This window comes from Methanopyrus sp., assembly GCF_053997775.1.
In genome coordinates, this window is sequence record NZ_JBMXXF010000058.1 from 1 (window position 1) to 23,855 (window position 23,855).

Consider the following 23,855-nt stretch of genomic DNA (forward strand, 5'->3'; position numbering starts at 1 on the left):
CTGTTCGAGGCGGATCCGGACGATCGGGAGCCGGTCTACATCACGGTCGCGTACCCGTACCCGTCCGGTTCGATGCACGTGGGGCACGCGAGGACGTACCTGGTGCCGGACATTTACGCGCGGTTCAAGCGGATGCAGGGGTACAACGTCCTGTTCCCGATGGCGTTCCACGTGACGGGCACGCCGGTGGTGGGGATCGCGGAGCGGATCAGGGAGGGTGACGAGGACACGATCCGGCTGTACCGGGACGTGTACGGGGTGCCGGAGGAGGAGCTGGAGCGGTTCACGGATCCGGAGGCGATCGTGGAGTACTTCGCGCGCGAGTACGAGGAGAACATGCGGCGGATGGGTTACGCGATCGACTGGCGGCGGAAGTTCACGACGGTGGATCCGGAGTACCGGTCGTTCATTCGGTGGCAGTACCTGAGGCTGCGTGAGGAGGGGCTGGTGACGCGGGGTGAGCACCCGGTTCGGTACTGCCCTCGGTGCGAGAATCCGGTGGGCGATCACGACCTGTTGGAGGGTGAGGACGCGACGATCGAGGAGTTGACGCTCGTGAAGTTCCCGCTCGTGGATGGCGACCTGATCCTCGTGGCGGCAACGTTCCGGCCGGAGACGCTGTACGGAGTGACGAACGTGTGGGTGCGGCCGGACGTGGAGTACGCGGTCGTGGAGGTGGATGGGGAGCGGTGGGTGGTTTCGGAGGAGGCCTATCGGAACCTGCGGCATCAGCGGGACGGGGTTGAGAAGGTTGACACGATCTCGGGCGAGGAGCTGGTCGGTAAGCGGGTGAGGAACCCGCTCACGGGCGAGGAGGTGCCGGTCCTGCCGGCGGAGTTCGTGGACCCGAAGTTCGGGACGGGGGTGGTGTACTCGGTTCCGGCCCACGCGCCGGCGGACGCGGCCGCGTTGGAGGATTTGAGGGAGGATCCGTCGGTGCTGGAGGAGTTCGGGGTGGACCCGTCGGTCGTCGAGGGGCTCGAGCCGGTGCAGGTGATCGAGGTGGAGGGGTACGGGAGGTTCCCGGCCTACGACGCGCTGGAGGAGCACGGGATCGAGTCGCAGACGGACCCGGAGCTGGAGAAGGCGACGCAGGAGGTGTACCGGGCGGAGCTGCACAAGGGTGTGATGGTGGTCGACGAGTTCGAGGGGGTGCCGGTGCGGGAGGCGCGGGAGGAGATCAAGTCGCGCCTGATCGAGTCGGGGGACGCGGACGTCATGTACGACTTCTCGGAGAAGCCGGTGATCTGCCGGTGCGGGACGGAGTGTGTGGTCAAGATCCTGAAGGATCAGTGGTTCCTGCGGTACTCGGACCCGGGGTGGAAGGAGCGGGCGCGGGAGCTGTTGGAGCGGATGGAGATCGTGCCGGAGGAGGTGCGGTCGAACTTCGAGGACACGATCGAGTGGTTGGAGGACTGGGCGTGCGCGCGTCGGGTGGGGCTCGGGACGCCGCTGCCGTGGGACGAGGAGTGGATCGTGGAGCCGTTGAGCGACTCGACGATTTACATGGCGTTCTACACGATCGCGCACCGGTTGAAGGGTAAGGGCGAGCTCCCGCCCGAGGTCTTCGATTACGTGTTCCTGGGTGAGGGGGACCCGGAGGAGGTCGCGGAGGGGTCGGGATTGGACGTCGAGGAGCTGGAGGAGATGCGTCGGGAGTTCGAGTACTGGTACCCGCTGGACTGGCGGCTGTCGGCGAAGGACCTGGTAACGAACCACCTGACGTTCTTCATCTTCCATCACGCGGCGCTGTTCCCGGAGGACAAGTGGCCGAAGGGGATCGTCGTGTTCGGCATGGGCCTGCTCGAGGGCGAGAAGATGAGCTCGTCGAAGGGGAACGTGGTCCTGCTCTCGGAGGCGCTGGAGGAGTACGGGCCGGACGTGGTGCGGTTGTTCCTGGCGACGTCGGCGGAGCCGTGGCAGGACTTTGACTGGCGGGATGAGTACGTTCGGGGCGTGAAGCGGCGGCTGGAGCGGTTCGAGACGCTGGTGAGGGACCACGCGGGGGAGTCGGTTGAGGTGAAGGACGCCGTTGATCGGTGGTTCCTGAGCGAGTTCGGTCGGGTGATCGAGGAGGCGACGGAGGCGCTGGAGCGGTTCCAGGTGCGGCGGGCGTACAACGAGGCGTTCTACGGGGTCCTGAAGCTGGTTCGGGATTACGAGCGGATGAAGGGTCACGCGCGGATCGTGGGCGAGATCGTGGAGGACTGGCTCCGGCTGCTGCACCCGGTGATCCCGTTCACGACGGACTACCTGTGGCGGGAGGTGCTCGGCAACGATTCGTTCCTGCTGGAGGAGGGGTGGCCGGATCCGGAGGAGTACCCGCGGGAGCCGGAGCTTAGCGTGGCGCGGGAGGTGCTGGAAGAACTCGTGGAGGACGTGAGGGACGTGGAGCGGGTGATCGGTGCGGAGTCCGGGTACACGCTGCACGTGTACCTGGCGCCGGGGTGGCAGTGGGAGGCGCTGAGGATGGTGCAGGAGGGTAAGGAGTTCGGTGAGATCATGTCGGAGCTGATGAGGGACGAGAGGTTGAGGGAGAGGGGCGACGAGGTGGCGAGGGTCGTGCGGGACCTCGTGAAGGAGGATCTGCCGGAGGACGTGGACGTGGAGCGGCTGCGCGAGGCGTTGAAGGAGTTCCTGGAGGCCGGAGCGCGGCTGCTGGAGCGGTCGACGGGCGCGGCCGAGGTCGTGGTGCACGAGGACGCCGAGGAGGCGCCCGGTCCGGAGGACCGGCGCGCGGCGGCGCGACCGCTGAGGCCCGGGATCTGGTTGGAGGAGGGGTAGGGCGGGCCGCTAGTTACCCTGCTTCCGGTACAGCTCCACCCACGCCCTCATCCTCACCGTCCTCCAGCCGCGCTCCCCGACCAGCTTCGTAACGGCCTCCTGCACCGCGCGCCCGGGTAGCGGGGTGAAGTTCTTCACCGGTTCGCCCTCCGGGACCTCTCCCGGAGCCTCTTCCACCCACGGCTTCATGTTCGAGTACGAGTACTCGATCACCTCCTCGTCCAGCGTGGCGAGGAGTCCACCGATGCCACCCTCCTCGATCAGCGCGGCCAGGGTGTTGAGGACGGTCATCGCCTGCCAGTCGATCATCTCCTGGGGCGCGCCCAGGCTTTTCACGGACTGGAACTCCTTCAGCGCCTCGACGACGCGTCGTACCAGCACGACCGACAGGTCGCCCGCGATGTGCACGAGCTCGACCGTGGGCAGCTCGTACACCCGCTTGCCGGTCGACTCGAGCACCGATTTCAGGAGCTCGTACCGGTCCTTCTCGGCCATCTCGACGCCGTTGCCCGTGCGGTACGCGGTGAGGTAGGCGCGATGTCCCTCCGTCCCCGGGATCCCGGCCGGGTGGGCGGGGGCCACGGAGACCTCGTCCGGCACCTTGCGTCCGGCCTCGAAGAGGGCCTCCTGGATCTCGAAGACGGAGGAGGTGCAGGTTGGGGAGACGACGGTGCCCTCCGGCAGCGAGGGGGCGATTTCCATCACGATACTCCGGGTGACGCCGAAGGGCGTGAAGAGGATCACCACGTCCGCGTCGGACACGGCCTGAGCGTCGTCGTCCGTGAGCTCAACGCCGGCGTCCGCGACCCGATCCACGTGCTCCGGGTCCTGCTCGTCCAGGTGGGGGTCGGACAGCACCACGTCGTGGCCGGCCTCGGCGAAGTCCATGGCCATGGCGGCGCCACCGAACGGGGGCTCGCCCCCCAGCTTCTCGGCCGCCCCGATCCGCTCGTACAGGCGCTGGTTACCGAACCCTAGCACGGCCACTCGGGCCAAGCGCGGCACCCCCGTGTGGGCTGGGATTCGGAAACGCGTAAAGGTAAAATGGTTGTCTAGTTCGGGCGCACCCGGTCTTTTCGCATGGTAACAGGGACGGCTCGTTTTAAATTAACCTTACGCTTGCTAACGGCGGTCGGCCAGCGCCTCCGACGCGAGCTCGAGCAGTGGGTCCCCGTGGATGAACTCGCCGACCGCCCTGCGAAGCTCCGGATCCGAGGTCAGTGCCCGGGCGAGCTCCGTTCCCTTGAGGAGTCGGACCTTCCCCTCGGAGGCCCGGGCGAGATCCTTGCCGAACCCGTGGGAGATCAGGGTGTGCTCGTCCGCGTCCTCGAGGCGCCTCAGCAGGTCCTCGGGGCGGACGAACTTCCGCTCCGCGGCGGTGGCCAGGCGCCCGTCCTCCTCGACCCAGAACCGCTCGTGGGAGCTTAGGAACCCGGTAACGCGGTCCTCCCGGGCCCAGGCGGGCGGGCCCGAGCGCCACTCGCGCTCCGGGAGCCCTTCGTGCTCGAACTCCAGCAGGATGTACCCGAGCTCCTCCCGGGAGTCTCGGGCGACGAGCCACCTTCGCACCTTGAATCCCTCGTTCTCGAGGACGTTGCGCAGGCTCCGGGCGGTCTTCTCGAGCTGCGGCCAGTAGATGTCCTCCACCTCGTCCGGTAGCCGGACCTCGAGCCCGATCACGTGGGCCGGGTACTCCCGGAGCCAGCGCTCGACCTCTCCTTGGTCGGGCTCGGGGGGTTCCACCCCCTCGAAGTAGCGGAGGGAGGGTTCCCTCAGGAAGGCCTTGGCGGCGAGGATGAACCGGGAGAGCTGTCGTCGGGAGAGGGCGGCCGCGACGTTCCGCTCTGGGTCGACGGGGTCGAGGACGATGAGGGCGGGGTTCTGGTCCTCGAACCGTTCCCTCACCTCGTCGTAGTCCCGGTACTCCTCGCCGACGAAGCCGGCCGGGTCCACCACGTACCCGGGGCGCCAGTCGCGCTCGGCGGCGCGGAGGACGCGCGCGAAGGACCCGTAGTGGATGACGAGTAGCTCGCAGAGGTAGCCGGAGAACCCCTTGACGCGGACCTCCGCCCCGTAGGCGCCGATGCCCCGGGTGAAGGCCTTGAGGAGGCGGGCCTCGGCGGGGTCCTCGAGGTGCTCCCGGACGTAGCGGTTGTGGTGCGGGGTGCGGTCGACGGGGGTGAGGATCTCCCCGGGCTCGGTGTCGTAGCAGGGGACGATGTCGACCTCGAACGTGCGCCCCTCGTGCTCCACCTCGCCGCTGACGTACGGGTGGTGGGCGTACTCGCGCCGCGGCTCGCCGCCGAGCTCTCGGAGCACCTCCTCGCCGATCCTCAGGGTGGTCTCCACGATGTCGTCCAGGTCGAGGTCCTTCGGGAACACGCAGAAGACGTCGACGTCGGAGGCGCCGGGGAGCCAGGTGTCGCGGGCGACGGATCCGATCAGCTCGGCCCGGGCGTCCGGGCACTCCTCCCTGAGTCGCTCCGCGACGAGGTTCCGGACCCGCTCGGCGAAGCCCTCGACCAGTCGGCGCTCGCTCTCGTCCGGGGTGTAGCGCTCTCGGGCCTCGCGGAGGACGGCCTCGAGGTCCGTCAAAGCTTCACCTCCTCGACGGTGTGGTACTCGGGGCCCTCGGGGCGTAGGATGCTCTTCTTGAGGCGGATGGCGGTGACCTCCACGTCGCCCACCTCGATGCTGGATAGCTCTCGGATCGCCTCGACCAGTTGGGCCTTGTTCCGGCCGCTGCGGACGCGGGCGATGGTCACGTGGGGGACGAAGTCGCGGCGCTCGCGCCGGAAGCCGCGGCGGCCGAGCTCTTCCTCGAGGACGGCGGCCATGGCCTTGGTCTCGTCGGCGCCCTCGTCGACGCCGACCCACACGACCCGGATGTGGCGGATGTTGGGGAAGACCCCGAGGCCCTTAAGCCGGAGCGTGAAGGGTTCCACGGTGTCGGCGGCCCGCTCCATCGCCTCGACGACCTCGGGCACGCGGGACTCCGGGATGTCGCCCAGGAACTTGAGGGTCAGGTGCACGTTCTCCGGCTCGACGAGCTTGAGGTCGGCGCCGGAGGCCTTGAGTCGGTCCTGTAGCTCCTGAATCCGGTCGATCACCTCGTCCTTCTCGATGTCGATCGAGATGAACGCGCGGAACGTGGACATGGGGGTCGCCCCCGGTGAGCGGGTACTACCGCCGGGATCCGGACGAGCTGCGGGAGGAGGGGTCGGGCGGTCTGAGCCTCTCCGGGCCCCGGAACCCGGTGCCGGACGCGAAGCTCGTGGAGTTAAAACCGTTGGGCTACCCGATCCGGGAGCCCGGGATGGGCAAGGAGGTGGTGGTGGACTCGTACGAGGCGTTCAACGCGTACGCCCGGGAGCAGTGGCTGGGGGAGATCGTGAAAGAGGGGATGATCCTCTTCGACACGGGCGTCGTGCACAGTTACGCGTTCAAGGTCGTGCGGGTCGTGCCGTCCGGGGCGGGTCGGGTCACCGCCAGCACCAAGTTCGTGCTGCGGCTGCGGTCCGAGGAGGATCGCATGGAGGTGCCCCGGCTCACCCTGGACGACGTGGTGGGGCACGCGGAGGTCAAGCGCGCGTGCCGGTTGCTGGTGGAGTACCTGAGGAACCCGGAGGAGCTGTCGGAGTGGGCGCCCCGGACGGTCCTCTTCCACGGGCCCACCGGCACGGGCAAGACCCGGACGGCTAAGGCCGTGGCGGGCGAGGCGAAGGTGCCGCTGCTTCGGATCAACGCGGCCGAGCTACTGGGTAAGTACGTGGGGGAGGCGAGCGAGCGCATCAGGCGGGCGTTCAAGCGGGCGCGGGAGTCCGCCCCGTGCGTGCTCTTCGTGGACGAGATCGACGCGCTGGGGCTGGACCGCCGGTACCAGGAGCTGCGCGGTGACGTGGTGGAGAGCGTGAACTCCCTGCTCACGAATCTGGATCGGTTGAAGGAGCGGTCCGAGGGGGTTCTGTTCATCGCGGCCACGAACCACCCAGACCTGCTCGACCCGGCCCTGAAGAACCGGTTCGAGTACGAGCTGGAGTTCCGACCGCCGGACCGGGAGGAGCGAGAGGAGCTGGTCCGGTACTACGCGAAGCGACTCCCGCTACCCCTCAAGGTGGACCCGGCCTACATCGCGGCCCGGACCTCCGGCATGTCGCACCGGGAGATCAAGGAGCGGGTGCTCAAGCGGGCGCTGCTGGAGGCCCTCCGGGACGGGGCTGACGCCATCGAGAAGGAGCACGTCAGGCGCGCCCTGAGGGAGGAGGGGGGCGACAGGAGGGGGCGGCAGGTGTACCACGGGTGAGCCCGCCGCGTGCGCGGGCCCGATCCCCCGCCGGGTCCCCGTCCGGGGTTCCCCGGCGGGGTCATCGGGGGTAGTCCTCCACCTCCTCGAGCCGGGCGTCCACGACCACTCCCTCGCCCCGCTCCACCCGTCCGACGCGACGGTACCACACGTCCCGCTCCTCGAACGCGTCCTCCAGCTCCTCCGCCCGCCCCTCGGGCACCGCGACCAGCAGCCCGCCGGCGGTCTCCGCCGACTCGCCCCGCTCCAGCCCGTACCCCAACGCCCTGGAGACCTCCGGCGTCCCCGGGATCACGGGTATCCGCTCGATGACGACCCTGACCCCGCTCCGCTCGGCCAGCTCCCGCGCGTGGCCTTTGAGCCCGAACCCGGTGACGTCCGTCATCGCCGTCGCCCCCGCCTCCACCGCCGCCTCCGCCGCGTCCTGGAGCGGTTCCGTCATCACCCTCACCGCCACGCGCTCGATTCCCTCCACGTCCAGGTGGCTGAACATGGAGTCCAGGGTATCCTCTGGCATTCTCAACAGCGCCATCGCCGGCTGCGTGCCCAGCGGCTTGGTCAGGTACAGCAGGTCGCCCGGCCGGGCACCGTCCGCGGTCACGTACCGCTCCGCCCACCCCGTCACGCTGCCGCCCAGGATCGGCCACGGGTTCAGGATCGTGTGACCGCCGGTCACCGGCGCGTTCACCTCCCGGCACTGGTCGGCGAACCCCTGCAGCATCCTCCGGGCGTCCTCCTCCGGCAGCTCCCGCGGGAACCCCGAGATCACTAGCACGGAGAGCACCTCGGTGGCGCCCATCGCGAACACGTCGTTCAGCGAGTTGTTGGCCGCGATGCGCCCCTGGACGTACGGATCCGGATGGATGGGGGTGAAGAAGTCCAGGGACTGGACGAGGTAGCCGCCGTCTACGCGCACGATCGAGGCGTCGTCGCCCACGCCCACCTCGACCCGCTCGTCCTCCGGCAGCTTCACGCCCTCCAGCAGCCGCTCGAGGTCTCCCTGCGGCAGCTTGCAGGCTCACCCGTGCAGTTCAACCATCCTCACGAGGTCCTTCCTATCGCTCAACGGCGTGCTCCCCCGGGCGCACCCCTGCGCCGCCCCGGAAAACCGTTGCCCCGCAGTGGACCCGTACGTATCCGATTTCTCGATGGAAAGGCGTTTACGGTGAGTGGACTTCGGATGCGGGACGCCAGTATCATACCGTTCTGAGGGTCCCAGTCTTCCCTAAGCCCGCGGGGAGGGGGGCGATCCGGTGAGGCTGAGGGCGCTCGGGAGCCGGGGCAGCGGGATGGTGGATGGGCTGCTGCTGTGCGCGGTCATGGTCGCCACGGCCGCGGTGATGATCACCCTGACGCTCCAGGCGGTGCATCAGATCGGCCGGGCCGTCACCAGCGAGGCCGCGACCGCGGCCTCCATCGCCTCCCACCGCTCCGTTGAGATGTGGAGCCGGTACTCGCAGGGGCTGCCCCCCTAGCGCTCAGAGTTCCCTCAGGTCCTCCTCGTACACGTGCGCGTTCGACGCGTAGACGGTGATCGTTGTGGGCGACAGCCCCACGCGGTCCGCCACGTGCTCCTGCAGCCGGCGCAGCGCGATCACGTTGGCGACGAGGGCCTTGCCCACGTCCCAGGAGCGGTAGAAGGCGTGAAGTTCCAGCCCGTCCTCGCCGTCCGACTGCAGCTGCACGGTCACCAGGCACGGGACCTCCTCCTCCGTCAGGTCTCGGGTGGGGTCCCAGGTGACGGCGACCGCGCGCCGGGTCTCGGGGGCGCTCCGTAACCGTTCGATGAGCCTCCTTACCTGGTCCACGTTGAAGTGTCGGCGAAGCCGGTTTCCGTAGGTGTACTCGAACCCGTGTCGCTCGGGGTCCAGCAGCTGGTTCTCGTACTCCCGGACGGCCCCTTCGTCCATCGGGTAGTCCTCGGGGACGGTGAACGCGTCCTCGCCCCGGGGGTGAAGGTGCGCGATCAGTCCGCGGAGCTCGCGCACCGGGCCTCGCTCTCGCTCGACCCGCTCGCCCCGGACCTTCACCTCGGTGACGGCCCGCCGCCAGACCTGCTCCACGGTCCGTCCTCGCACGACCACGGGTCGTTGGGCCCTGAGCATCGCGTCACCGCCCGGCTAACGTTACGAATGTCAAAACGATTGGCCGGGTGGCGTCGGGGGCCTAGTCGCCCCGCGTCTGCATCCGCTCCTCCTCCGGGATCTCGGAGATGTCGAGGCCGCGCATGGCGACCTCATCGCCCAGGTTCTTGGAGACCTCGGCCACGACCTCGGGATCGTCGTAGTAGGCCGTGGCCTCCACGATGGCCTCGGCCATCTCCTGCGGCCGGTCGGACTTGAAGATGCCGGACCCCACGAAGACGCCGTCTGCGCCCAGCTGCATCATGAGGGCCGCGTCCGCCGGGGTGGCGATGCCGCCGGCCGCGAAGTTCACGACGGGTAGCCGGCCCAGGCTGGCCACCTCCGCGACCAGGTCGAAGGGGACTCCGTACTCCTTCGCCTTCTGGTACAGCTCCTCCTTATCCAGGTGGGACAGCTCGGAGATTTCCCGCCGCATGATGCGCATGTGCCGCACGGCCTCGGCCACGTTGCCCGTACCCGCCTCGCCCTTCGTCCGGATCATCGCGGCCCCCTCGGCGATCCGGCGCAGGGCCTCGCCCAGGTTCCGCGCGCCGCAGACGAACGGGACGTCGAACTCCCACTTGTTGATGTGCCGCTCCTCGTCCGCGGGCGTGAGCACCTCGGACTCGTCGATCATGTCGACCCCTATGGCCTCCAGCACCTGCGCCTCGACCACGTGGCCGATCCGGCACTTGGCCATCACGGGGATCGTGACGTGGTCCATGATCTCCTCGATCTTGGCCGGGTCGCACATGCGGGCCACGCCGCCGGCCCTCCGGATGTCGGCCGGGACCTTTTCCAGGACCATGACCGCGACCGCGCCGGCGTCCTCGGCGATCTGGGCCTGCTCGACGTTGGTCACGTCCATCACGACGCCGCCCTTCAGCATGCGGGCGAAGCCCGTCTTCACCCGCCAAGTGCCGGTCTTCACTCTTATCACCCCGTAGACGCACGCCCTCAGTCACCATCTAGTAAAAAAAGCCCGGGTAAAAACGGTGTCGGGGCACCTCGGATGCTGGAGGGGCTGGAGGACGGCAGGATCAAGATCGCGGTGATCGGACCGGAGGACGCGGGGAAGACGACGGTGGTGAGGCAGCTCTCGGACAAGTTCGCGACCGTCTCGCCCAAGGGTCGGACGATCGGCATCGACTTCGGTCGCTGCAAGTACTTCGACGGGGTGTACCTCTTCGGGGTGCCCGGTCAGCTTCGGTTCAAGTTCGTCATGAAGCTGGGGGCCCGGAACGCCGACGGGTTGATCCTGGTGATCGACTCCGCCAACCCGCAGATCGATACGGCGGCGGAGATCTACGAGCTGGTCAAGGGGGTCGTGAAGAACCCGGACCGACTGGTCGTGTTCGCCAACAAGCAGGACCTGGAGGACGCGCTCCCCCCGGAGCGGGTGGGGGAGATGGTCAGCGAGCGATTGAACCTGGACCCTCCGGTCGTCGGGACCGTCGCCATCGAGGGAAAGGGTCTGAAGGAGGGGCTCGGGTTGCTGCTGGAGGAGCTCTCGTAGGGGGACCGCGCCCTGGCCCTTCCGTTGGACAGCCGGGCCACGCTCGCCTGCCTGCTGCTCTCCTACGGGATCCCGGTGTGCGTAGAACCCGAGGTGGTGCGGAAGATAAACGAGCTCACGAGAGGGCTCGTTCCGACGGTGCTGGACGCGTCCGTGGACCTGGAGCTCGAGTACGAGGAGAACGTACTGTACACGGACCTGACCGACCTCGTCGCCTTCGATTCGGAGCTGCTGTCGTCGCTGCTGGACGTGCTTATCGTCGTGGATGAGGAGGCGTTCACGGAGGAGCTACCGGAAGTGCTGCACGTGCTCGTGGTGTCCTCGAGCCCGGGCCGCGTCAGGTCGAACCCCTCCGTGCCGCTGCTCTCGCTGGGGAGGCGCCGCGCGTTCTACCTGGGCCGGGGCAACCGGCTGTCGATCCCGTACTCGGAGCTGCGGTACCTGGAGGACGTGGCCGGGTGGGTGAACGCGCGCGACGTGCTGTCCGAGGGATACGCCTACAGGCACGACGACACGCTCCTGAGGCTCGCCCTGGACCTGGTGGAGGATCGGCTGAACCTGAGCGTGTCCGACCTCTCCAGAAGTCTCAGCGTGCCGAGTCACTGGGCGCGCATCCTGATCTTTCTAATCGAGAAGTCCGAGGAGCGCGTGGTGAGGCACCGGGTGTGGGACTGGATGGAGCCCGTGGATAAGACGCTGTTCTCCGTAAAGGAGTCCGTGGACGAGTCGTTCGTGATGACCGTGACCGACGAGCTGGGGGTGCGGTTCCAGGCGTGGGCCTACTCGCTGTATCAGGAGCTGAGCTCCGGCTACCTAACGTGGAAGGAGCTGTGCAGGAGGACGGGGCTGGGGCGTGGGGAGCTGGTTAAGGTACTGTCCCTGCTGAGCCGGTTCAACGCGCTAACGTACAAGTTCCGGTACACGCCTCCCTCCATCTGACCGACGCGAGGGGGTCCCCAGGGTGGCGTGGACCGTGATCGTCAGGGTCCAACCGGAGGGCGCTCCGGCCGCCGCGCCGGGGCTGTACGTGCTGGGACTAGCGTCGCATCACCACGCGCTGCCCGTGACCCTGGCCGTATCGGTGGCCGTCATCGGCGTCCTCTCCGCGTACAACGCGTACCGGGCCGCCTCCGCGGGAGATCGGCCCCGGATGCTGCTCAACCTGGGCCTGGTCGTGAACGTTGTCGGGATGATGGTGGTCGGTTTCTCCGCGTACCGGTGGGGACGGTTGGTCCCTGTCACCCCGGGTCACGCTCACGAGGTCACGGTGACCCTGGGCCTGGGGCCGGCGTGCTACCTCGCCTGGCTCGCGCTCTTCCTGCTGGGGAACGCGCTGGTGATCGTCGGGTCCGTGCTGCTGACGCGTCGGCGGTTACGGTTGTGAGGGGGACGTGCCGGTGGGCTCCGGTAAGGTGTACTTCGTGGGCGCGGGACCCGGCGACCCGGAGCTGATGACACTCAAGGGGCTGCGCGTGCTCCGTCGGGCGGACCTGGTGATCTACCCGGGCTCGCTGACGCCGGAGGAAACCGTGCGGGAGTGGGCGCCGGACGCGGAGCTGGTGGACAGCTACGGTCGCTCGCTCGAGGAGCTGGTTGAGCTGATGGTGAAGGGGGCTCGGGAGGGTAGGACCGTCGTGCGGTTGGTCTCCGGGGACCCGTTCATCTACAGCTCCCTGTACGAGCAGGCGCGGGAGCTGCGGCGGCGCGGGGTGGAGTATGAGGTCGTGCCCGGGGTAAGCTCCGTGAACGCCGCGGCGGCCGCGCTGGGGGAGGAGCTGACCAAGCCCGGGGTCAGCCAGACGGTCATCCTGACCCGGCCCGCGGGCCGGACGGGGAAGCCGGAGGGGGAGTCCCTGAGGGAGCTCGCCCGGCACGGCTGCACGATGGTGATCTTCCTGGGAGTGCAGAGGCTGAAGCGGGTCGTGAGGGCGCTCCTGGAAGGTGGGTACTCGGAGGATACGCCGGTGGCCGTCGTATACAAGGCGTCCATGCCGGAGGAGAAGGTGGTCCGGGGCACGCTGGGTGATATCGCGGAGAAGGTCCGGAGGGCGGGGATCGATCGGACGGCGCTGATCATCGTGGGGGACGTGCTCCGGGAGGAGGGGGAGCGCTCGTACCTGTACTCCAAGGAGTACGCGAGGAGCGTGAGAGGATGAGGGTGGGGTTCTCGCCCAAGCGGCGCCTGGAGTGGGTCGTCGTCTACGACTTCCGCGGGCTCGAGGTCACGGACCTGGTGGTGGAGTTCTTCCGACTGCTCGGCGCGGACGTGAGCGTGCGGGACGAGTTCGGGTTTGAGGGGAGCGCGGACGCGGTCGTGTACGTTTCCTCCCCGGGGATCGCGGTGAGGGCGCTGAGGCTGAGGAAGAAGGGGGAGGATCCGGTGGTTCTCCTGGTAACCCCGGAGGCTGAGGTAATCTGCCTGTCCGGTCATCACTGGGGAGGTGAGGAGGTGGCGCGGGCCCTGGCGGGATGGTTAGGGGGTTCAGTGGGCGGTTCGACGGTGGCGGAGGCGGAGGGTCGGCCCCCGGTGGAGGACGTGCTGGACGTGTTGGGCATCGATCCGCGCGAGTACCGGGAGCGGATGGTGGAGCTGGTGCGGGCGCTGGAGCGGGGCGGCGTGTGGGTTGAGGACCCCCCTCACCCGGGCGTGCTTCGGTACCTGAAGGAGCTCGGGGTGAAGGCCGGGAGCCGGGAGGAGGCCGGTCTCGTGGTGTCGGTCTCAGAGGGAAGGGTACGGGTGCGGGGGTGTGAGCGTGGGGAAGGTGTACGTGGTGGGGATCGGTCCGGGCGACCCGGAGCTGATGACGGTGAGGGCGAGGAGGGTGCTGAGGAGCGTTGACGTGGTGATCGGGTACCGATCGTACGTGCGCCACGCGCGCGAGGTGATCCCGGACGGCGTGGAGGTGCGGGAGTACGGGATGCGGGAGGAGAGGAAGCGGGCCAGGGAGGCGGTGCGGCTGGCGGCCGAGGGTCGGAGGGTGGCGGTGGTCAGCGGCGGGGACCCGGGGGTGTACGGAATGGCCGGTCTGGTGCTCTCGATTGCGGAGGGGGAGGGCGTGGAGGTGGAGGTGGTGCCCGGGGTCACGGCCGCCTGCGCGGCGGCGTCCCTGCTGGGCGCCCCGCTCATGCTGGACTTCGCGGTCGTGAGTCTCAGCGATCACCTTGTCCCGTTGGATGAGATCCTGGAGCGGGCTCGGGCGGCGCTGGAGTCGGACTTCGTGCTGGTCGTGTATAACCCGAGCAGCTCGGAGCGTCGGCACGCGTTCCGGGCGTTCCTGGACGTGCTGGAGGAGTCTGTGGAGCCGGAGCGGCCGGTCGGGGTCGTGTGGGACGCGTACCGGAGCCGGCAACGGGTGGTGGTGACGCGGGCGGGTGAGCTGCGCTCGCTGGAGGATCGAATCGACATGCGCTCGATACTGATCGTCGGGAGCTCAAGGACGAGGGTGGTGGGGGAGAGGATGATCACGGAGCGGGGCTACTCCTCCCGGCGCACCGGGCGGAACTCGAGGGAGTAGTAGATCACGCCGTCCTCCCCGTCCTCGCTGACGCGTCGGAAGGTGGCCTCAACGGGCGTACCGATGTCGATCTCGCCGGGGTCGCAGTCCACGATCATCCCGGTGACCAGCGGGCCCTCCTCCAGCTTGACGATGGCGACCACGTAGGGTGCCTTCTCCTCGAAGCCCTCCGGTGGCACCCGGACCACCGAGTACGTGTAGATCTCGCCGCGCCCGGAGAGCTCGACCTCCTTCATCTCCCCCTCTCGGCGGCACTTGGGGCAGACGACGCGGGGTGGGAAGTAGACCTCACCGCAGTTCTCGCACCGGGTGCCCACGAGTCGGTACCGGTTGTCGATGCTCCGCCAGAAGCGCGGTACGCCTCCCACGGGCTAGTCCCCCCGCTCGAAGATGTGCACGACGACGGTGCCTCCTGATCCTCCCACGTTGTGGGTGAGGCCGATCTCGGCCCCGTCAACCTGACGCTTGCCGGCCTCGCCCCGCAGCTGCTCCACGATCTCCACCACCTGGGCGACGCCGGAGGCGCCGACGGGGTGCCCCTTGGCCTTCAGCCCGCCGCTCGGGTTCACGGCCACGTGGTCCGAGTCGATCTCGAACATGCCCTCGTGGTACGCCTCCCCGGACTCGCCCTTCTCGACGAATCCGAGGTCCTCAACGGCGACCAGCTCGGCGATGGAGAAGCAGTCGTGGACCTCGGCCACGTCCACGTCCTCGGGCTCGATACCGGCCTGCCGGTACGCGGAGCGGGCGGCCTCGACGGTGGCGCGCAGCGTCGTGATGTCTTCTCGGTCGTGGAGGGCCAGGCTGTCGGAGGCCTGGGCGGTGGCCCGGACGACGATGGGCGTGTCGGTGAACTCCCTCGCCATCTCGAGCGGGCAGACGATCACGGCGGCGGCCCCGTCGGAGACGGGGGAGCAGTCGAGCAGGCGGAGTGGGTCGGCGACGAGGGGGCTCTCGATCACCTGCTCGACGGTGATCTCGAACCGGAACTGGGCCTTCGGGTTCTTGGTGGCGTTGCGGTGGTTCTTCACGGGCGGGAGGGCGAGGTGCTCTCGGGTGGTGCCGTACTCGTGCATGTGCCGCCGGGCGATCATGGCGTACAGGGCGGGGAAGGTCACCCCGTGGAAGGCCTCCCACTCCTGGTCGGCGGCCGTGGCGAGCGTGGCGGTGGCCTCCTCGGTGGTGACGTCGGTCATCTTCTCCACGCCGCCGGCCAGGACCACGTCGTACATCCCGGAGGCGACGGCCAGGATGGCCTGCCGGACCGCCAGCCCGCCGGAGGCGCAGGCCGCCTCGACGCGGGTGCACGGGATGGGGGTCAGTCCGGAGCGGTCGGCGATGAGGGACGCGACGTGCTCCTGGTCGATGAAGCGGCCCGCGCTCATGTTGCCCACGTACATCGCCTCGATCTCGTCCCCGCTCATGCCCGCGTCCTCCAGGGCCTCGAGGCCGGCCTCGACGAAGAGGTCGTCGAAGGACTTGTCCCAGAGCTCGCCGAACCGGGTCATGCCCACGCCAACGATCGCCACGTCGCGGTTCAAGGGGCTCCCCTCCCGGACGGTTCAGAACTTGAGCTTGCGCTTCATCTTGGCGTACTCTCCGTAGGTCACGTACACGCGGTCCCGTAGGTACTCCTCCAGCAGCGGGGCCCGCTCTCGTACCTCCTCGATGCGATCGGTCACGACGAAGCTGAACGCGTCGCTGCCGGCGCCCGAGCCGTAGGAGACGAGCAGGATGCGGTCGCCGGGCTCGGCCTGGTCCAGGACCCGAACGAAGCCGAGCAGGGAGGAGCCGGAGTAGGTGTTGCCGATCCTGTCAACGACGATGGAGGGCTCGATCTGCTCGGGCTTGAACCCGAGCTTCTGGCCGACGCGTCGGGGGAACTTCCCGTTGGGCTGGTGGAAGACGGCGTAGTCGAAGTCCTCGGGGGAGAGGTCCAGCTCCTCCATCAGGCCCCGGGCCGCGTTGATGATGTGCTTGAAGTAGGCCGGGGCGCCGGTGAACCGGCCCCCGTGCCTCGGGTAAGGCTGTCCCTCGCGACGCCAGAAGTCGGGCGTGTCGGTCGTGTAGGAGTACGTGCCCTCGAGCTCGGCCACCAGGTTGTCGCGGCCGATGATGAAGGCGGCCCCGCCCGCGGCGGCCGTGTACTCGAGCGGGTCGCCCGGGGCTCCCTGGGCCGTGTCCGCGCCGATGGCGAGCCCGTAGTCGATCATGCCGGCGACGACGAGACCCGTGCAGGTCTGGATCGCCGTGGTGCCGGCCTTGCACGCGAACTCGTAGTCGGCGGCGGTGAGGTCCGGGGTGGCGCCGATCGCGGCCGCCACGATCGTGGCGGTGGGCTTGACGGCGTAGGGTGGCGACTCGGAGCCCACGAAGATCGCGCCGATGTCGGAGGGGTCGATTCCGGCCCGGGAGAGGGCGTTCCTGGCGGCCTCCACGGCGATGGTGGCGGAGTCCTCGGTCTCGGACGGGACGCTCTTCTCCTCGATCCTCAGGCTGGACTTGATGGCCTCCGGATCCTCGCCCCAGACCGAGGCGATCTCCTCCACCTTGATCCGGTACCGGGGTACGTAGGCCCCGTACCCGACGATCCCGGCCCGTCCGTCCGGGATCAAGCGCGACACCCCTCCGGGTCAGCGCGCTTCGGTGAGCTCCCTAAGCTTTTTTGATATTTCCGAAATCGGGCCCTGAGCGGTGGCCAGGTTGATCATTTCGCGCTCCGCGATCTCGATCCCCAGCTCGTCCACGTCCTCCTTATCGATCCCGTGCAGCACGACCGCGCTGGGCTTGATCCCGGCCGCCTTAATGGCCACCATCGGCGAGCGCCCGCGATCGATCCGGGTGAAAACGAGCACCCGGCTCGGGCACTCCCCGTACACCCGTAGGAGCGAGCCCGCGGGCACCTCCAGGATGGTTTTCACGCTGTCAATGATCGTGTACCCGAACACGTCCACGTCCCCGTGGTGCACCACCGGCTCGGCCCCGATCCGATCGTAAACCTCCGTCAGCTTCCTCGGGTAGGGGAACTCCCCGATCCCCACCAGGGTGGAGAGGACCTCCTCGGACAGCAGCGCGCTCTCCAGCGCGGAGAGGACCTGACCGCCCCGCTCCTCGTCGATCTTGATCAGCGCCTCCACGAACTTCCGAACGGTGTCCACCCGGGGTGAGCGCGTCTTACCCGTTTCGTACTCGCTGATAACCGAGGGGGAGACGCCCATCTTCCTCGCGACCTCGACCTGCGACGCGTGGAAGATTTTACGCCACTTCCTCATGACCTCCCCGGGGCGCTCGGAGGCGGCGATGTCTCCCACGATCCGCTTCAACACCAGCTCCTTCGGCAAGCGGAGCACCTCCCTGGGTGATCGGGGATGCTCGACGGAGGACTCACGAGCCTGCTATTATTGCTCATGATACTGAGACGCCGGCGCGGGAAGGGTAGGCGGGAGTGGAAGGTGAGCGTCGTCATCCCGGCGTACAACGAGGAGAAGACCGTGGGTCGGGTCGTTCGGGCCGCCCGCAGAGTCCCGGTCGTGGACGAGGTGATCGTGGTCGACGACGGCAGCGAGGACCGCACGGCCGAGCGGGCCCGGGAGGCTGGGGCCCGGGTCGTCTCCCACCCGGAGAACCGGGGCAAGGGGGAGGCGATGAGAACGGGGCTCGAGCACTCCAACGGCGACGTGATCGCCTTCGTCGACGCGGACATCGAGAACATCCGGCCTGAGATGATCGAAAAGATGATTCGTCCCGTCCTGCGGGGCGAGGCGGACCTAGTCAAGACCAAGTTCCGGCGCAAGGCCGGCCGCGTGACCCTACTCACCGCCAAGCCGCTGCTGCGGTTCTTCTTCCCCGAGGTCTCCGAGCTGGAGCAGCCGCTGAGCGGTCAGATCTGCGCGAAGCGGGAGCTCCTGGAGCGCGTCGAGTTCGAGCCCGACTACGGCGTGGACATCGGGATCATCCTCGACGCCGTCGCGCTCGGGGCCCGGATTAAGGAGGTGGACATCGGGGAGATCAAGCACGAGATGCAGCCCCTGGAGCGTCTCCACCGGATGGCCCTCCAGGTCGTCCGCACGATCCTGGACCGGGCGCACCGGTACGGGCGCATCGTCCTGCGGTGGAACGTGGGTAAGGCGCTGAACCGGGTCAACCTCGGCCTCTCCCTGGTCGCCCTGGGCCTCGCCGCGCTGTTCTACACGAACCTCCCGCTCCCCCTGGTCCTGTCGCTGGTGATCCTGGGTCTGGGCGTGGCGTTCGCCTCGCTCGTCGACTTGGTTCGGGAGCTGCTGAGGATCCAGCGGCGCCGGCGCACGCTGCGCCCCTTCCTTTACATGCACGCCTCCGTGATCATGTCCCTCTCCGTGGTCGCCGTGCTCGTTGGCGCCATGCTCTCCTCCATCCAGGTCACCGGGAGCAAGGTCGAGGTGAACCCGCTGCCGCGCAAGGTGATCTGGGGGCACCGGGAGGTTAAGACCGAGGGCCCGTACCTCGTCCGGTACGGAGGGGGCGGTGACATTCTGCTGGGGGACAACGTGCTGCACGTCCTGAACCTGGAGCCCGGGGATCGGGTCATCTACCAGCGCTCCGAGTTCACCGTCAAGCGCGCCCCCAGGGATAACCTGGTCATCATTCCGCAGAGCCTGGCAAGGCAGCTAGGCCTCAAGCAGGGGAAGGCCACGGACTCGGAGCTCCGGCTGGCGTTCCGCAACCTGACCGTGAACCGGGAGCTGAAGGGTCAGGACGTTACGGTGAGGGTCTCCGCGGTGCTCTCCGCCACCGCGAACCCGGCCAAGGCCCTGGTGGTGAGCGTTGACGGGCGCCCCGAGGTCCGAATCCCCGTGGCCCCCCGAAACGGCCGGGTGTACGTGTACGTGTCCGGGTACGGGCTCATCCGGCTGGAGCGGGAGCGCGTCCTGTACCTGTACGGGCACCAGGTCAACCTGAGGCTGGAGGACGCCGGTACGGAGACGCTGCTGCTGTCGCCCCCGGAGCCCACGCCGCTGGCCATCATCGAGCTCAAAACCCCGTCTCCCCGGGCCGTGGTCGGATGATCCGGGAGCTGTCCACGCTGTCCCCGGACCCGAGCGCCGGGGCCCGGGTCTGCCTCCTGTACCCGAACGAGTACCGGGGTATGGCCTCGAACCTGGGGTTCCACATCGTCTGCCGACTGCTGAACGAGGACCCGGAGCTCTCCGTCGAGCGGTCGTACCTGCCCACCGACGCGTACGAGCGGTTGGATCCCGAGCGCCGGCTCGTCTCCCTGGAGACCGGCACCGAGCTGTCCCGGTTCGACGTCGTCTGCGTCTCCCTGCAGTTCGAGCTCGACTACCCGCACGTCCTGGAGTCGCTCATCATGGGCGGGATCCCTCCGCTCCGCCGGGACCGCTCCGAGGAGGACCCGATCGTCATCGCCGGCGGTCCTTGCACCGTGAACCCCCTCCCCATGGAACCCTTCATCGACGCGTTCTACGTGGGGGAGGCCGAGGCCACGTTCCGGGAGGGCGTGCGCCGGGTCGTGGAGGCGGGGTCCCGGCGCGAGGCGCTCGAGGAGCTGGCCGACGTCCCCGGGTTCTACGTGCCGGGTCACTCGGAGGGGACCGAGCGGGTGGGGCCGGACTCGCTGGAGGGGACGGACCCCCCGACCCTCGCGTTCGCCCCGGAGTCACCCGAGCTGAGCGGGCTCCGGGCGTACCCGGTCGAGCTCAGCCGCGGCTGCCCCTACGCCTGCAGCTTCTGCCTCGGGGGGCACACGGCCGGGGAGTGGAGGTGCCGCCCGCTGGAGCACGTGGACCGGATCCTCCGGCACGCCCTGAACTCGCCGTACGATCGCGTGGCGCTGATCTCCGCCTCCCCCGCCGCCCACCCGGACTTCGAGACGATCGTGGACCGGTGCCTGGAGCTGGGGTTGGAGCTTTCCCTCCCGTCGCTGCGCGTGACCGACCTGGACCCGGACCTGCTGCCGACTCTCAGGGAGGCGGGCGTCCGCACGCTGACCCTGGCCCCGGAGTCCGGGTCCGAGCGGATCCGGGAGTTCCTAAACAAGCCGATCGACGAGGACCATCTGCTGGAGCTCGTGGAGACGGCCGGCCGGCTGGGGATGCGCGTGCGCCTGTACCTGATCGTGGGAGTGCCCGGGTTCCCCGTGGAGGAGGACGTGCTCGAGTCCGCCCGCCTCGTCCGCGCGTGCGCCGAGCGGGCGGAGGTGACCGTCAGCGTCAACCCGCTGATCCCGAAGGCGTTCACGCCGCTCCAGTACCACCCGATGCTGCCGGTGCGGGAGATCCGGAGGCGCTATCGGCTGTTCGCCCGCGAGGTGAACGTCCGCGTCTCGACGGAGCGGCCCGAGCTGGCGCGCGCTCAGTCCCTGCTCTCCCGGGGTGACCGGGACGCGGCCCAGGTGGTGGAGCGGGTGCTCTGGAGGGCCCGCAGCCCGCGGGCGTGGTCGCGGGCGATGCGCTCCGTGGAGGCCGGGATCGACCCCGAGCGACCACCGAGCGGTCCGGAGGAGGTGCCGTACGATTTCATCCGCGCGGGACCCGATCACGAAAGGCTGCACGCCCTTTACTCCCAGCTCGTCGGGCTCAGTGAGCCCCTATGAGGTGGGTTACGACGCCCACGATCCCTCCCACCCCGGCCATCTCCAGGCCGCGTAGCAGCAGCCTGCCCCCCCGGTCCCCGCACAGCCGGCCCAGGTACGCCCCGAGCAGGAATAGGGCGACGCCCGAGACGATCACGCACGGCACGACGCCGGCCCGAGGGTCCCCGATCGCGATCACGGTCAGGATGGGAATCATCGAGGCCGCGAAGCTGGAGCCCCCGTGGGAGATCACGCTGGTGTAGATCCGGACCCGGGCCAGGTCGTGCACCCGGGTGCTCTCCAGCTCGCCTCGGTTCAGGATCATGCGGCGCTCCAGCCGCCGGATCTCGCGCAGCTCCTCGATCTTTTCGCCCAGGTAGGAGCCGAGCCCGTTCGACAGGGCCAGGGCGACGGCCACGCTCAGCCCGGAGGAGACCACGTCGTGCAGCGTGCCGCCCCGAAGGGACGCGCTGAGCACGGCGCCCAGGCTGGCCAGGAGGCCGTCCATCGAACCCAGCGCCATGTACCGGCCCGTGCTCAGGGCGCCCCGCAGCGCCTCCTTGATCAGGTCGAGGCGCCGCAAGTCCACCACCGTCAGTCATCCTGAGGGGTCTTAACCTCCTCCACAATTCGGGAGCCGGCCACGACCTCATCGATGCTGTGCACGACGCCGCCCATTTCCTCGATCACGTCTTTGATCTCCTCGAAGTCCAGGTCCGTGCCCTCCACGGTAACCTTTACGTTCTCCACGTCCCGGTCCACCTCGACCAGCACGATGTTCACACCGTCCACGCCCTCCAGCTTGGCGAGCGAGCGGGCCAGCTCCGTCGTGTCCGGCTCGAGCGGCTTCATCACGTCCAACACCAACCGTCGGATCTTGCTCAACCCCCCACCCACCCCGGGGGCCCGTGATTGACCACCTGGCACCCTAGGCCCGGTCCCATCCCGGCGGCCATGTACACGCTCCGGGACCTGCTGGCGGACGCCATTATCCTCCACGGTCCTAAAGGATGTTGCTTCAGGACCGCGCGCCTGCTGGAGAAGGACGGGGTGCGCGTGCTCGTCACGGGCATGGAGGAGGACGACTTCGTCTTCGGCGCGCACGAACGGCTCGTGCGGGCGCTCAGGTACGCGGAGGAGCGGCTGGAGCCCGAGCTCCTGGGCGTCGTGGGCACCTGCGTCTCCTCCATCATCGGCGAGGACCTGGAGGCGGCCGTGGAGGAGGCCGACCCGAGCGCGACGGTCGTCACCGTGGACGTGCACAACGGCCTGGGCCCGAACACGGAGGGCGTCATCCGGACCCTCGAGCGCGCCGCGGAGGCCGGGGTCATCCCGGAGCGGGAGGTGGACCGACAGCGCCGGCTGATGCGGGCCGCCGCCGAGCTGGAGCGGAGGCGCGGGATGGCGAGCCGGGAGTACCTGGAACCGTGGTCCGGACACGACCCCGGGCGCGTGGCGCGCGTCCTCCTGGACTCCGAGGACGTGCTGGCCGTGCTCAACGCGAAGAAGGAGACGGCCTACCTGTTCGCCGACCCGGTCCTGGAGCTCGGGCGCCGCGGCGCGCGGGTACTGGCCAACCTCTCCGCGGAGAGCGGGCTGCCCAAGGTCCGGAAGGACGCGCGCACGCTCGCCCGGATCTTCCGCCGGGCCGGGGTGGAGTTCGAGGTCACCGGGGCGCTGGACGAGTACGCCGTCACCGGCGAGCTGCTGGCCGAGCGGATCGAAGAGCTCGAACCGGAGGCCGTCCTGATCGCTGGGATCCCGCACGCCGTGGCACCCGAGGAGCTGAGCGTCGACGCCACGTTCGTGGCCGTCACGGACGGGCTACGGGAGGCGACCGCGCTGCGTCGACTGGGCTACGACTACGTGGTGGTGGAGGAGGAGGCCCACGCCCGGGTCCTGGGCCACCGGGACGTCGTGCCCTCCCGGCTGGGGGACGCCCTCCGTCAGGTCGCGACGTAATGCGCCACCGTGCCGAGGACCAGGCAGGAGGCCTGCGTCAGCGCGTACGGTCGGATCCCGCCGCCGGCCATCCGCAGAGCGATGAGGTTGGCGATCGAGGCGACGGGGGTGCCGAACCCGCCCACCGTGACCCCGTGCAGGAGACTCACCCAGTCCCCGGTCCCGGGGAGCAGGATCACGGTGGCCGGAACGTTGCTGATCGCCTGTGATAGTAGGAGCGCGCTCAGGTACGGGTCCGAGACCCGGACGTGCCACCCCAGCCACCGGACCCCGTGGGGAATGAGCACCGCGGCCGTGAGCAGTGCCACGACGACCCAGTCCACCCCTCGGATCGACCGGGGCCGGAGCGCGGCGTACCCGAGCATGAGCGGTGGGAACCACAGGTACAGAGGTACGTGCGCGATCAGGCAGGCGGCGGAGATGGAGATGGCGGCGAGCTCCTTGGGGCTGGGTGGGGGTCCGGTGGCGGACGGTAAGCGCTCCCCCTCGAGCAGCGCGTACGCCAGGCCCGGGATCGCGAGCGCCGCCGCGATGGGCGCCTGCGCCCGCAGGAAGTCCCACGCGTTCAGGTGATAGTGGGAGTACACGATCGCGTTCTGCGGGTTCCCGAGCGGGGTAACGGCGCCGATGGAGTTCGCGGTGATGAGGGAGGGTAGGAGCACCCGGTGCGGTCGTCGGGCCGCGTGGGCCACCACGGAGCCGACGGCGATCAGCGCGGCGTCGTTGGTCAGCACCGTGGAGAGCAGGCCCGAGGCCAGCGCGACTCGGACCGTGCCCGGGTTGCGACCGAGCAGGACCCTTCGGATCCAGTGGATGGCCCCGGTTCGCGCCAGCTCCGCGGTCACCGCGGACTGGACGATCACGAAGCCCACCGCGTTGAGGTCCACCCAGATCGACAGCCGTCCCCACCCCCGAAAAGCTTAATACCTAGGATCCGGCCGGGGTGGCCCGGAGGGGACGCCCCGGCGGTGTAGCCCGGTCAAGGGCCCGCGGGTGACCGCGGGCCCGCCGATATCATGCGGGACTTTCGAGGCCCGTCCGGGCCGGAGACATCCCGCGACCCGGGTTCAAATCCCGGCCG

Annotated in this window: 25 protein-coding genes; 12 read left to right on the top strand and 13 right to left on the bottom strand. The window is 69.0% G+C overall.

Going from position 1 to position 23,855, the window contains the following annotated elements:
• Positions 1 to 2,784: leucine--tRNA ligase (gene leuS / locus ACXJJV_RS07485; protein WP_456467564.1), on the top strand; the 2,784-nt coding region annotated here is incomplete at its 5' end.
• Positions 2,785 to 2,793: 9 nt separating this feature from the next.
• Here the strand turns inward: leuS and ACXJJV_RS07490 are convergent.
• The 3 genes from ACXJJV_RS07490 to thpR form a co-directional block, all read right to left on the bottom strand.
• A complete protein-coding gene (locus tag ACXJJV_RS07490) occupies positions 2,794 to 3,771 on the bottom strand; it encodes a H(2)-dependent methylenetetrahydromethanopterin dehydrogenase-related protein (protein ID WP_456467588.1) in 978 nt (325 codons plus the stop codon).
• 135 nt (positions 3,772 to 3,906) lie between these two features.
• Entirely contained in the window at positions 3,907 to 5,379 is a 1,473-nt protein-coding gene (gene cca / locus ACXJJV_RS07495; protein ID WP_456467565.1) for a CCA tRNA nucleotidyltransferase, read from the bottom strand.
• Positions 5,376 to 5,942, bottom strand: a complete 567-nt coding sequence (gene thpR / locus ACXJJV_RS07500) for an RNA 2',3'-cyclic phosphodiesterase (protein ID WP_456467566.1) — start codon at positions 5,940 to 5,942, stop codon at positions 5,376 to 5,378. Before thpR ends, cca begins: the two co-directional genes overlap by 4 nt.
• 14 nt (positions 5,943 to 5,956) lie before the next feature.
• On the opposite strand from thpR, the gene ACXJJV_RS07505 reads away from it, so the two are divergent.
• Positions 5,957 to 7,087 carry an AAA family ATPase gene (locus tag ACXJJV_RS07505; RefSeq protein ID WP_456467567.1) on the top strand — a complete coding sequence of 377 codons (1,131 nt, stop codon included), beginning with the start codon at positions 5,957 to 5,959 and terminating at the stop codon, positions 7,085 to 7,087.
• A gap of 61 nt (positions 7,088 to 7,148) precedes the next feature.
• Here the strand turns inward: ACXJJV_RS07505 and selD are convergent, their stop codons facing one another.
• Entirely contained in the window at positions 7,149 to 8,153 is a 1,005-nt protein-coding gene (gene selD, locus ACXJJV_RS07510) for a selenide, water dikinase SelD (protein ID WP_456467568.1), read from the bottom strand.
• A 187-nt stretch (positions 8,154 to 8,340) separates the two neighbouring features.
• Here selD and ACXJJV_RS07515 point away from each other — a divergent pair, with 187 nt between their 5' ends.
• On the top strand, positions 8,341 to 8,562 hold the full coding sequence (locus tag ACXJJV_RS07515) for a hypothetical protein (protein ID WP_456467569.1): 222 nt from the start codon (positions 8,341 to 8,343) through the stop codon (positions 8,560 to 8,562).
• A gap of 3 nt (positions 8,563 to 8,565) precedes the next feature.
• Here ACXJJV_RS07515 and ACXJJV_RS07520 read toward each other — a convergent pair whose 3' ends face one another.
• Both ACXJJV_RS07520 and pdxS read right to left on the bottom strand, forming a co-directional pair.
• Complete coding sequence (locus tag ACXJJV_RS07520; protein WP_456467570.1) at positions 8,566 to 9,192, bottom strand: thymidylate synthase; 627 nt, start codon at positions 9,190 to 9,192, stop codon at positions 8,566 to 8,568.
• A gap of 61 nt (positions 9,193 to 9,253) precedes the next feature.
• Positions 9,254 to 10,141 (bottom strand): pyridoxal 5'-phosphate synthase lyase subunit PdxS, encoded by an 888-nt coding sequence (gene pdxS / locus ACXJJV_RS07525; RefSeq protein WP_456467571.1) that lies wholly within the window; start codon positions 10,139 to 10,141, stop codon positions 9,254 to 9,256.
• 81 nt (positions 10,142 to 10,222) lie between these two features.
• On the opposite strand from pdxS, the gene ACXJJV_RS07530 reads away from it, so the two are divergent.
• From ACXJJV_RS07530 to cobJ, 6 genes are read left to right on the top strand one after another with little or no spacing between them, the layout of a single operon-like run.
• Entirely contained in the window at positions 10,223 to 10,726 is a 504-nt protein-coding gene (locus ACXJJV_RS07530; protein ID WP_456467572.1) for an ADP-ribosylation factor-like protein, read from the top strand.
• A gap of 24 nt (positions 10,727 to 10,750) precedes the next feature.
• Positions 10,751 to 11,665: a hypothetical protein gene (locus tag ACXJJV_RS07535; RefSeq protein ID WP_456467573.1), complete on the top strand. Its 915-nt coding sequence runs from the start codon at positions 10,751 to 10,753 to the stop codon at positions 11,663 to 11,665.
• Between the two features lie 22 nt (positions 11,666 to 11,687).
• A complete protein-coding gene (locus tag ACXJJV_RS07540; protein ID WP_456467574.1) occupies positions 11,688 to 12,110 on the top strand; it encodes a hypothetical protein in 423 nt (140 codons plus the stop codon).
• 13 nt (positions 12,111 to 12,123) lie between these two features.
• Positions 12,124 to 12,882 carry a precorrin-4 C(11)-methyltransferase gene (gene cobM, locus ACXJJV_RS07545; RefSeq protein ID WP_456467575.1) on the top strand — a complete coding sequence of 253 codons (759 nt, stop codon included), beginning with the start codon at positions 12,124 to 12,126 and terminating at the stop codon, positions 12,880 to 12,882.
• Complete coding sequence (locus tag ACXJJV_RS07550; protein WP_456467576.1) at positions 12,879 to 13,565, top strand: hypothetical protein; 687 nt, start codon at positions 12,879 to 12,881, stop codon at positions 13,563 to 13,565. Before cobM ends, ACXJJV_RS07550 begins: the two co-directional genes overlap by 4 nt.
• Positions 13,480 to 14,241, top strand: coding sequence for a precorrin-3B C(17)-methyltransferase (cobJ, locus tag ACXJJV_RS07555; protein WP_456467577.1), 762 nt, complete (start codon positions 13,480 to 13,482; stop codon positions 14,239 to 14,241). Before ACXJJV_RS07550 ends, cobJ begins: the two co-directional genes overlap by 86 nt.
• Here cobJ and ACXJJV_RS07560 read toward each other — a convergent pair.
• From ACXJJV_RS07560 to ACXJJV_RS07575, 4 genes are read right to left on the bottom strand one after another with little or no spacing between them, the layout of a single operon-like run.
• On the bottom strand, positions 14,202 to 14,609 hold the full coding sequence (locus ACXJJV_RS07560) for a Zn-ribbon domain-containing OB-fold protein (RefSeq protein ID WP_456467578.1): 408 nt from the start codon (positions 14,607 to 14,609) through the stop codon (positions 14,202 to 14,204). The two genes, cobJ and ACXJJV_RS07560, sit on opposite strands and share 40 nt — an antisense overlap.
• A gap of 3 nt (positions 14,610 to 14,612) precedes the next feature.
• Positions 14,613 to 15,782: an acetyl-CoA acetyltransferase gene (locus ACXJJV_RS07565; protein WP_456467579.1), complete on the bottom strand. Its 1,170-nt coding sequence runs from the start codon at positions 15,780 to 15,782 to the stop codon at positions 14,613 to 14,615.
• Positions 15,783 to 15,803: 21 nt separating this feature from the next.
• On the bottom strand, positions 15,804 to 16,856 hold the full coding sequence (locus ACXJJV_RS07570) for a hydroxymethylglutaryl-CoA synthase (RefSeq protein WP_456467580.1): 1,053 nt from the start codon (positions 16,854 to 16,856) through the stop codon (positions 15,804 to 15,806).
• An 18-nt stretch (positions 16,857 to 16,874) separates the two neighbouring features.
• Complete coding sequence (locus tag ACXJJV_RS07575; RefSeq protein WP_456467581.1) at positions 16,875 to 17,582, bottom strand: helix-turn-helix domain-containing protein; 708 nt, start codon at positions 17,580 to 17,582, stop codon at positions 16,875 to 16,877.
• 27 nt (positions 17,583 to 17,609) lie between these two features.
• Between ACXJJV_RS07575 and ACXJJV_RS07580 the strand changes: the two genes are divergently transcribed.
• Together ACXJJV_RS07580 and ACXJJV_RS07585 are read left to right on the top strand one after the other, a co-directional pair.
• Entirely contained in the window at positions 17,610 to 19,286 is a 1,677-nt protein-coding gene (locus ACXJJV_RS07580) for a glycosyltransferase (protein WP_456467582.1), read from the top strand.
• Positions 19,283 to 20,833 carry a B12-binding domain-containing radical SAM protein gene (locus tag ACXJJV_RS07585; protein WP_456467583.1) on the top strand — a complete coding sequence of 517 codons (1,551 nt, stop codon included), beginning with the start codon at positions 19,283 to 19,285 and terminating at the stop codon, positions 20,831 to 20,833. Before ACXJJV_RS07580 ends, ACXJJV_RS07585 begins: the two co-directional genes overlap by 4 nt.
• On the opposite strand, the gene ACXJJV_RS07590 is transcribed toward ACXJJV_RS07585, so the two are convergent.
• Positions 20,817 to 21,404, bottom strand: coding sequence for a VIT1/CCC1 transporter family protein (locus ACXJJV_RS07590; RefSeq protein ID WP_456467584.1), 588 nt, complete (start codon positions 21,402 to 21,404; stop codon positions 20,817 to 20,819). The two genes, ACXJJV_RS07585 and ACXJJV_RS07590, sit on opposite strands and share 17 nt — an antisense overlap.
• A gap of 2 nt (positions 21,405 to 21,406) precedes the next feature.
• A complete protein-coding gene (locus tag ACXJJV_RS07595; protein ID WP_456467585.1) occupies positions 21,407 to 21,697 on the bottom strand; it encodes a DUF211 domain-containing protein in 291 nt (96 codons plus the stop codon).
• Positions 21,698 to 21,724: 27 nt separating this feature from the next.
• Between ACXJJV_RS07595 and cfbD the strand changes: the two genes are divergently transcribed.
• On the top strand, positions 21,725 to 22,774 hold the full coding sequence (gene cfbD, locus ACXJJV_RS07600; RefSeq protein ID WP_456467586.1) for a Ni-sirohydrochlorin a,c-diamide reductive cyclase catalytic subunit: 1,050 nt from the start codon (positions 21,725 to 21,727) through the stop codon (positions 22,772 to 22,774).
• Here the strand turns inward: cfbD and ACXJJV_RS07605 are convergent.
• Positions 22,759 to 23,661, bottom strand: a complete 903-nt coding sequence (locus ACXJJV_RS07605; protein ID WP_456467587.1) for an SLC13 family permease — start codon at positions 23,659 to 23,661, stop codon at positions 22,759 to 22,761. The genes cfbD and ACXJJV_RS07605 overlap by 16 nt on opposite strands.
• Between the last annotated feature and the right edge of the window lie 194 nt (positions 23,662 to 23,855).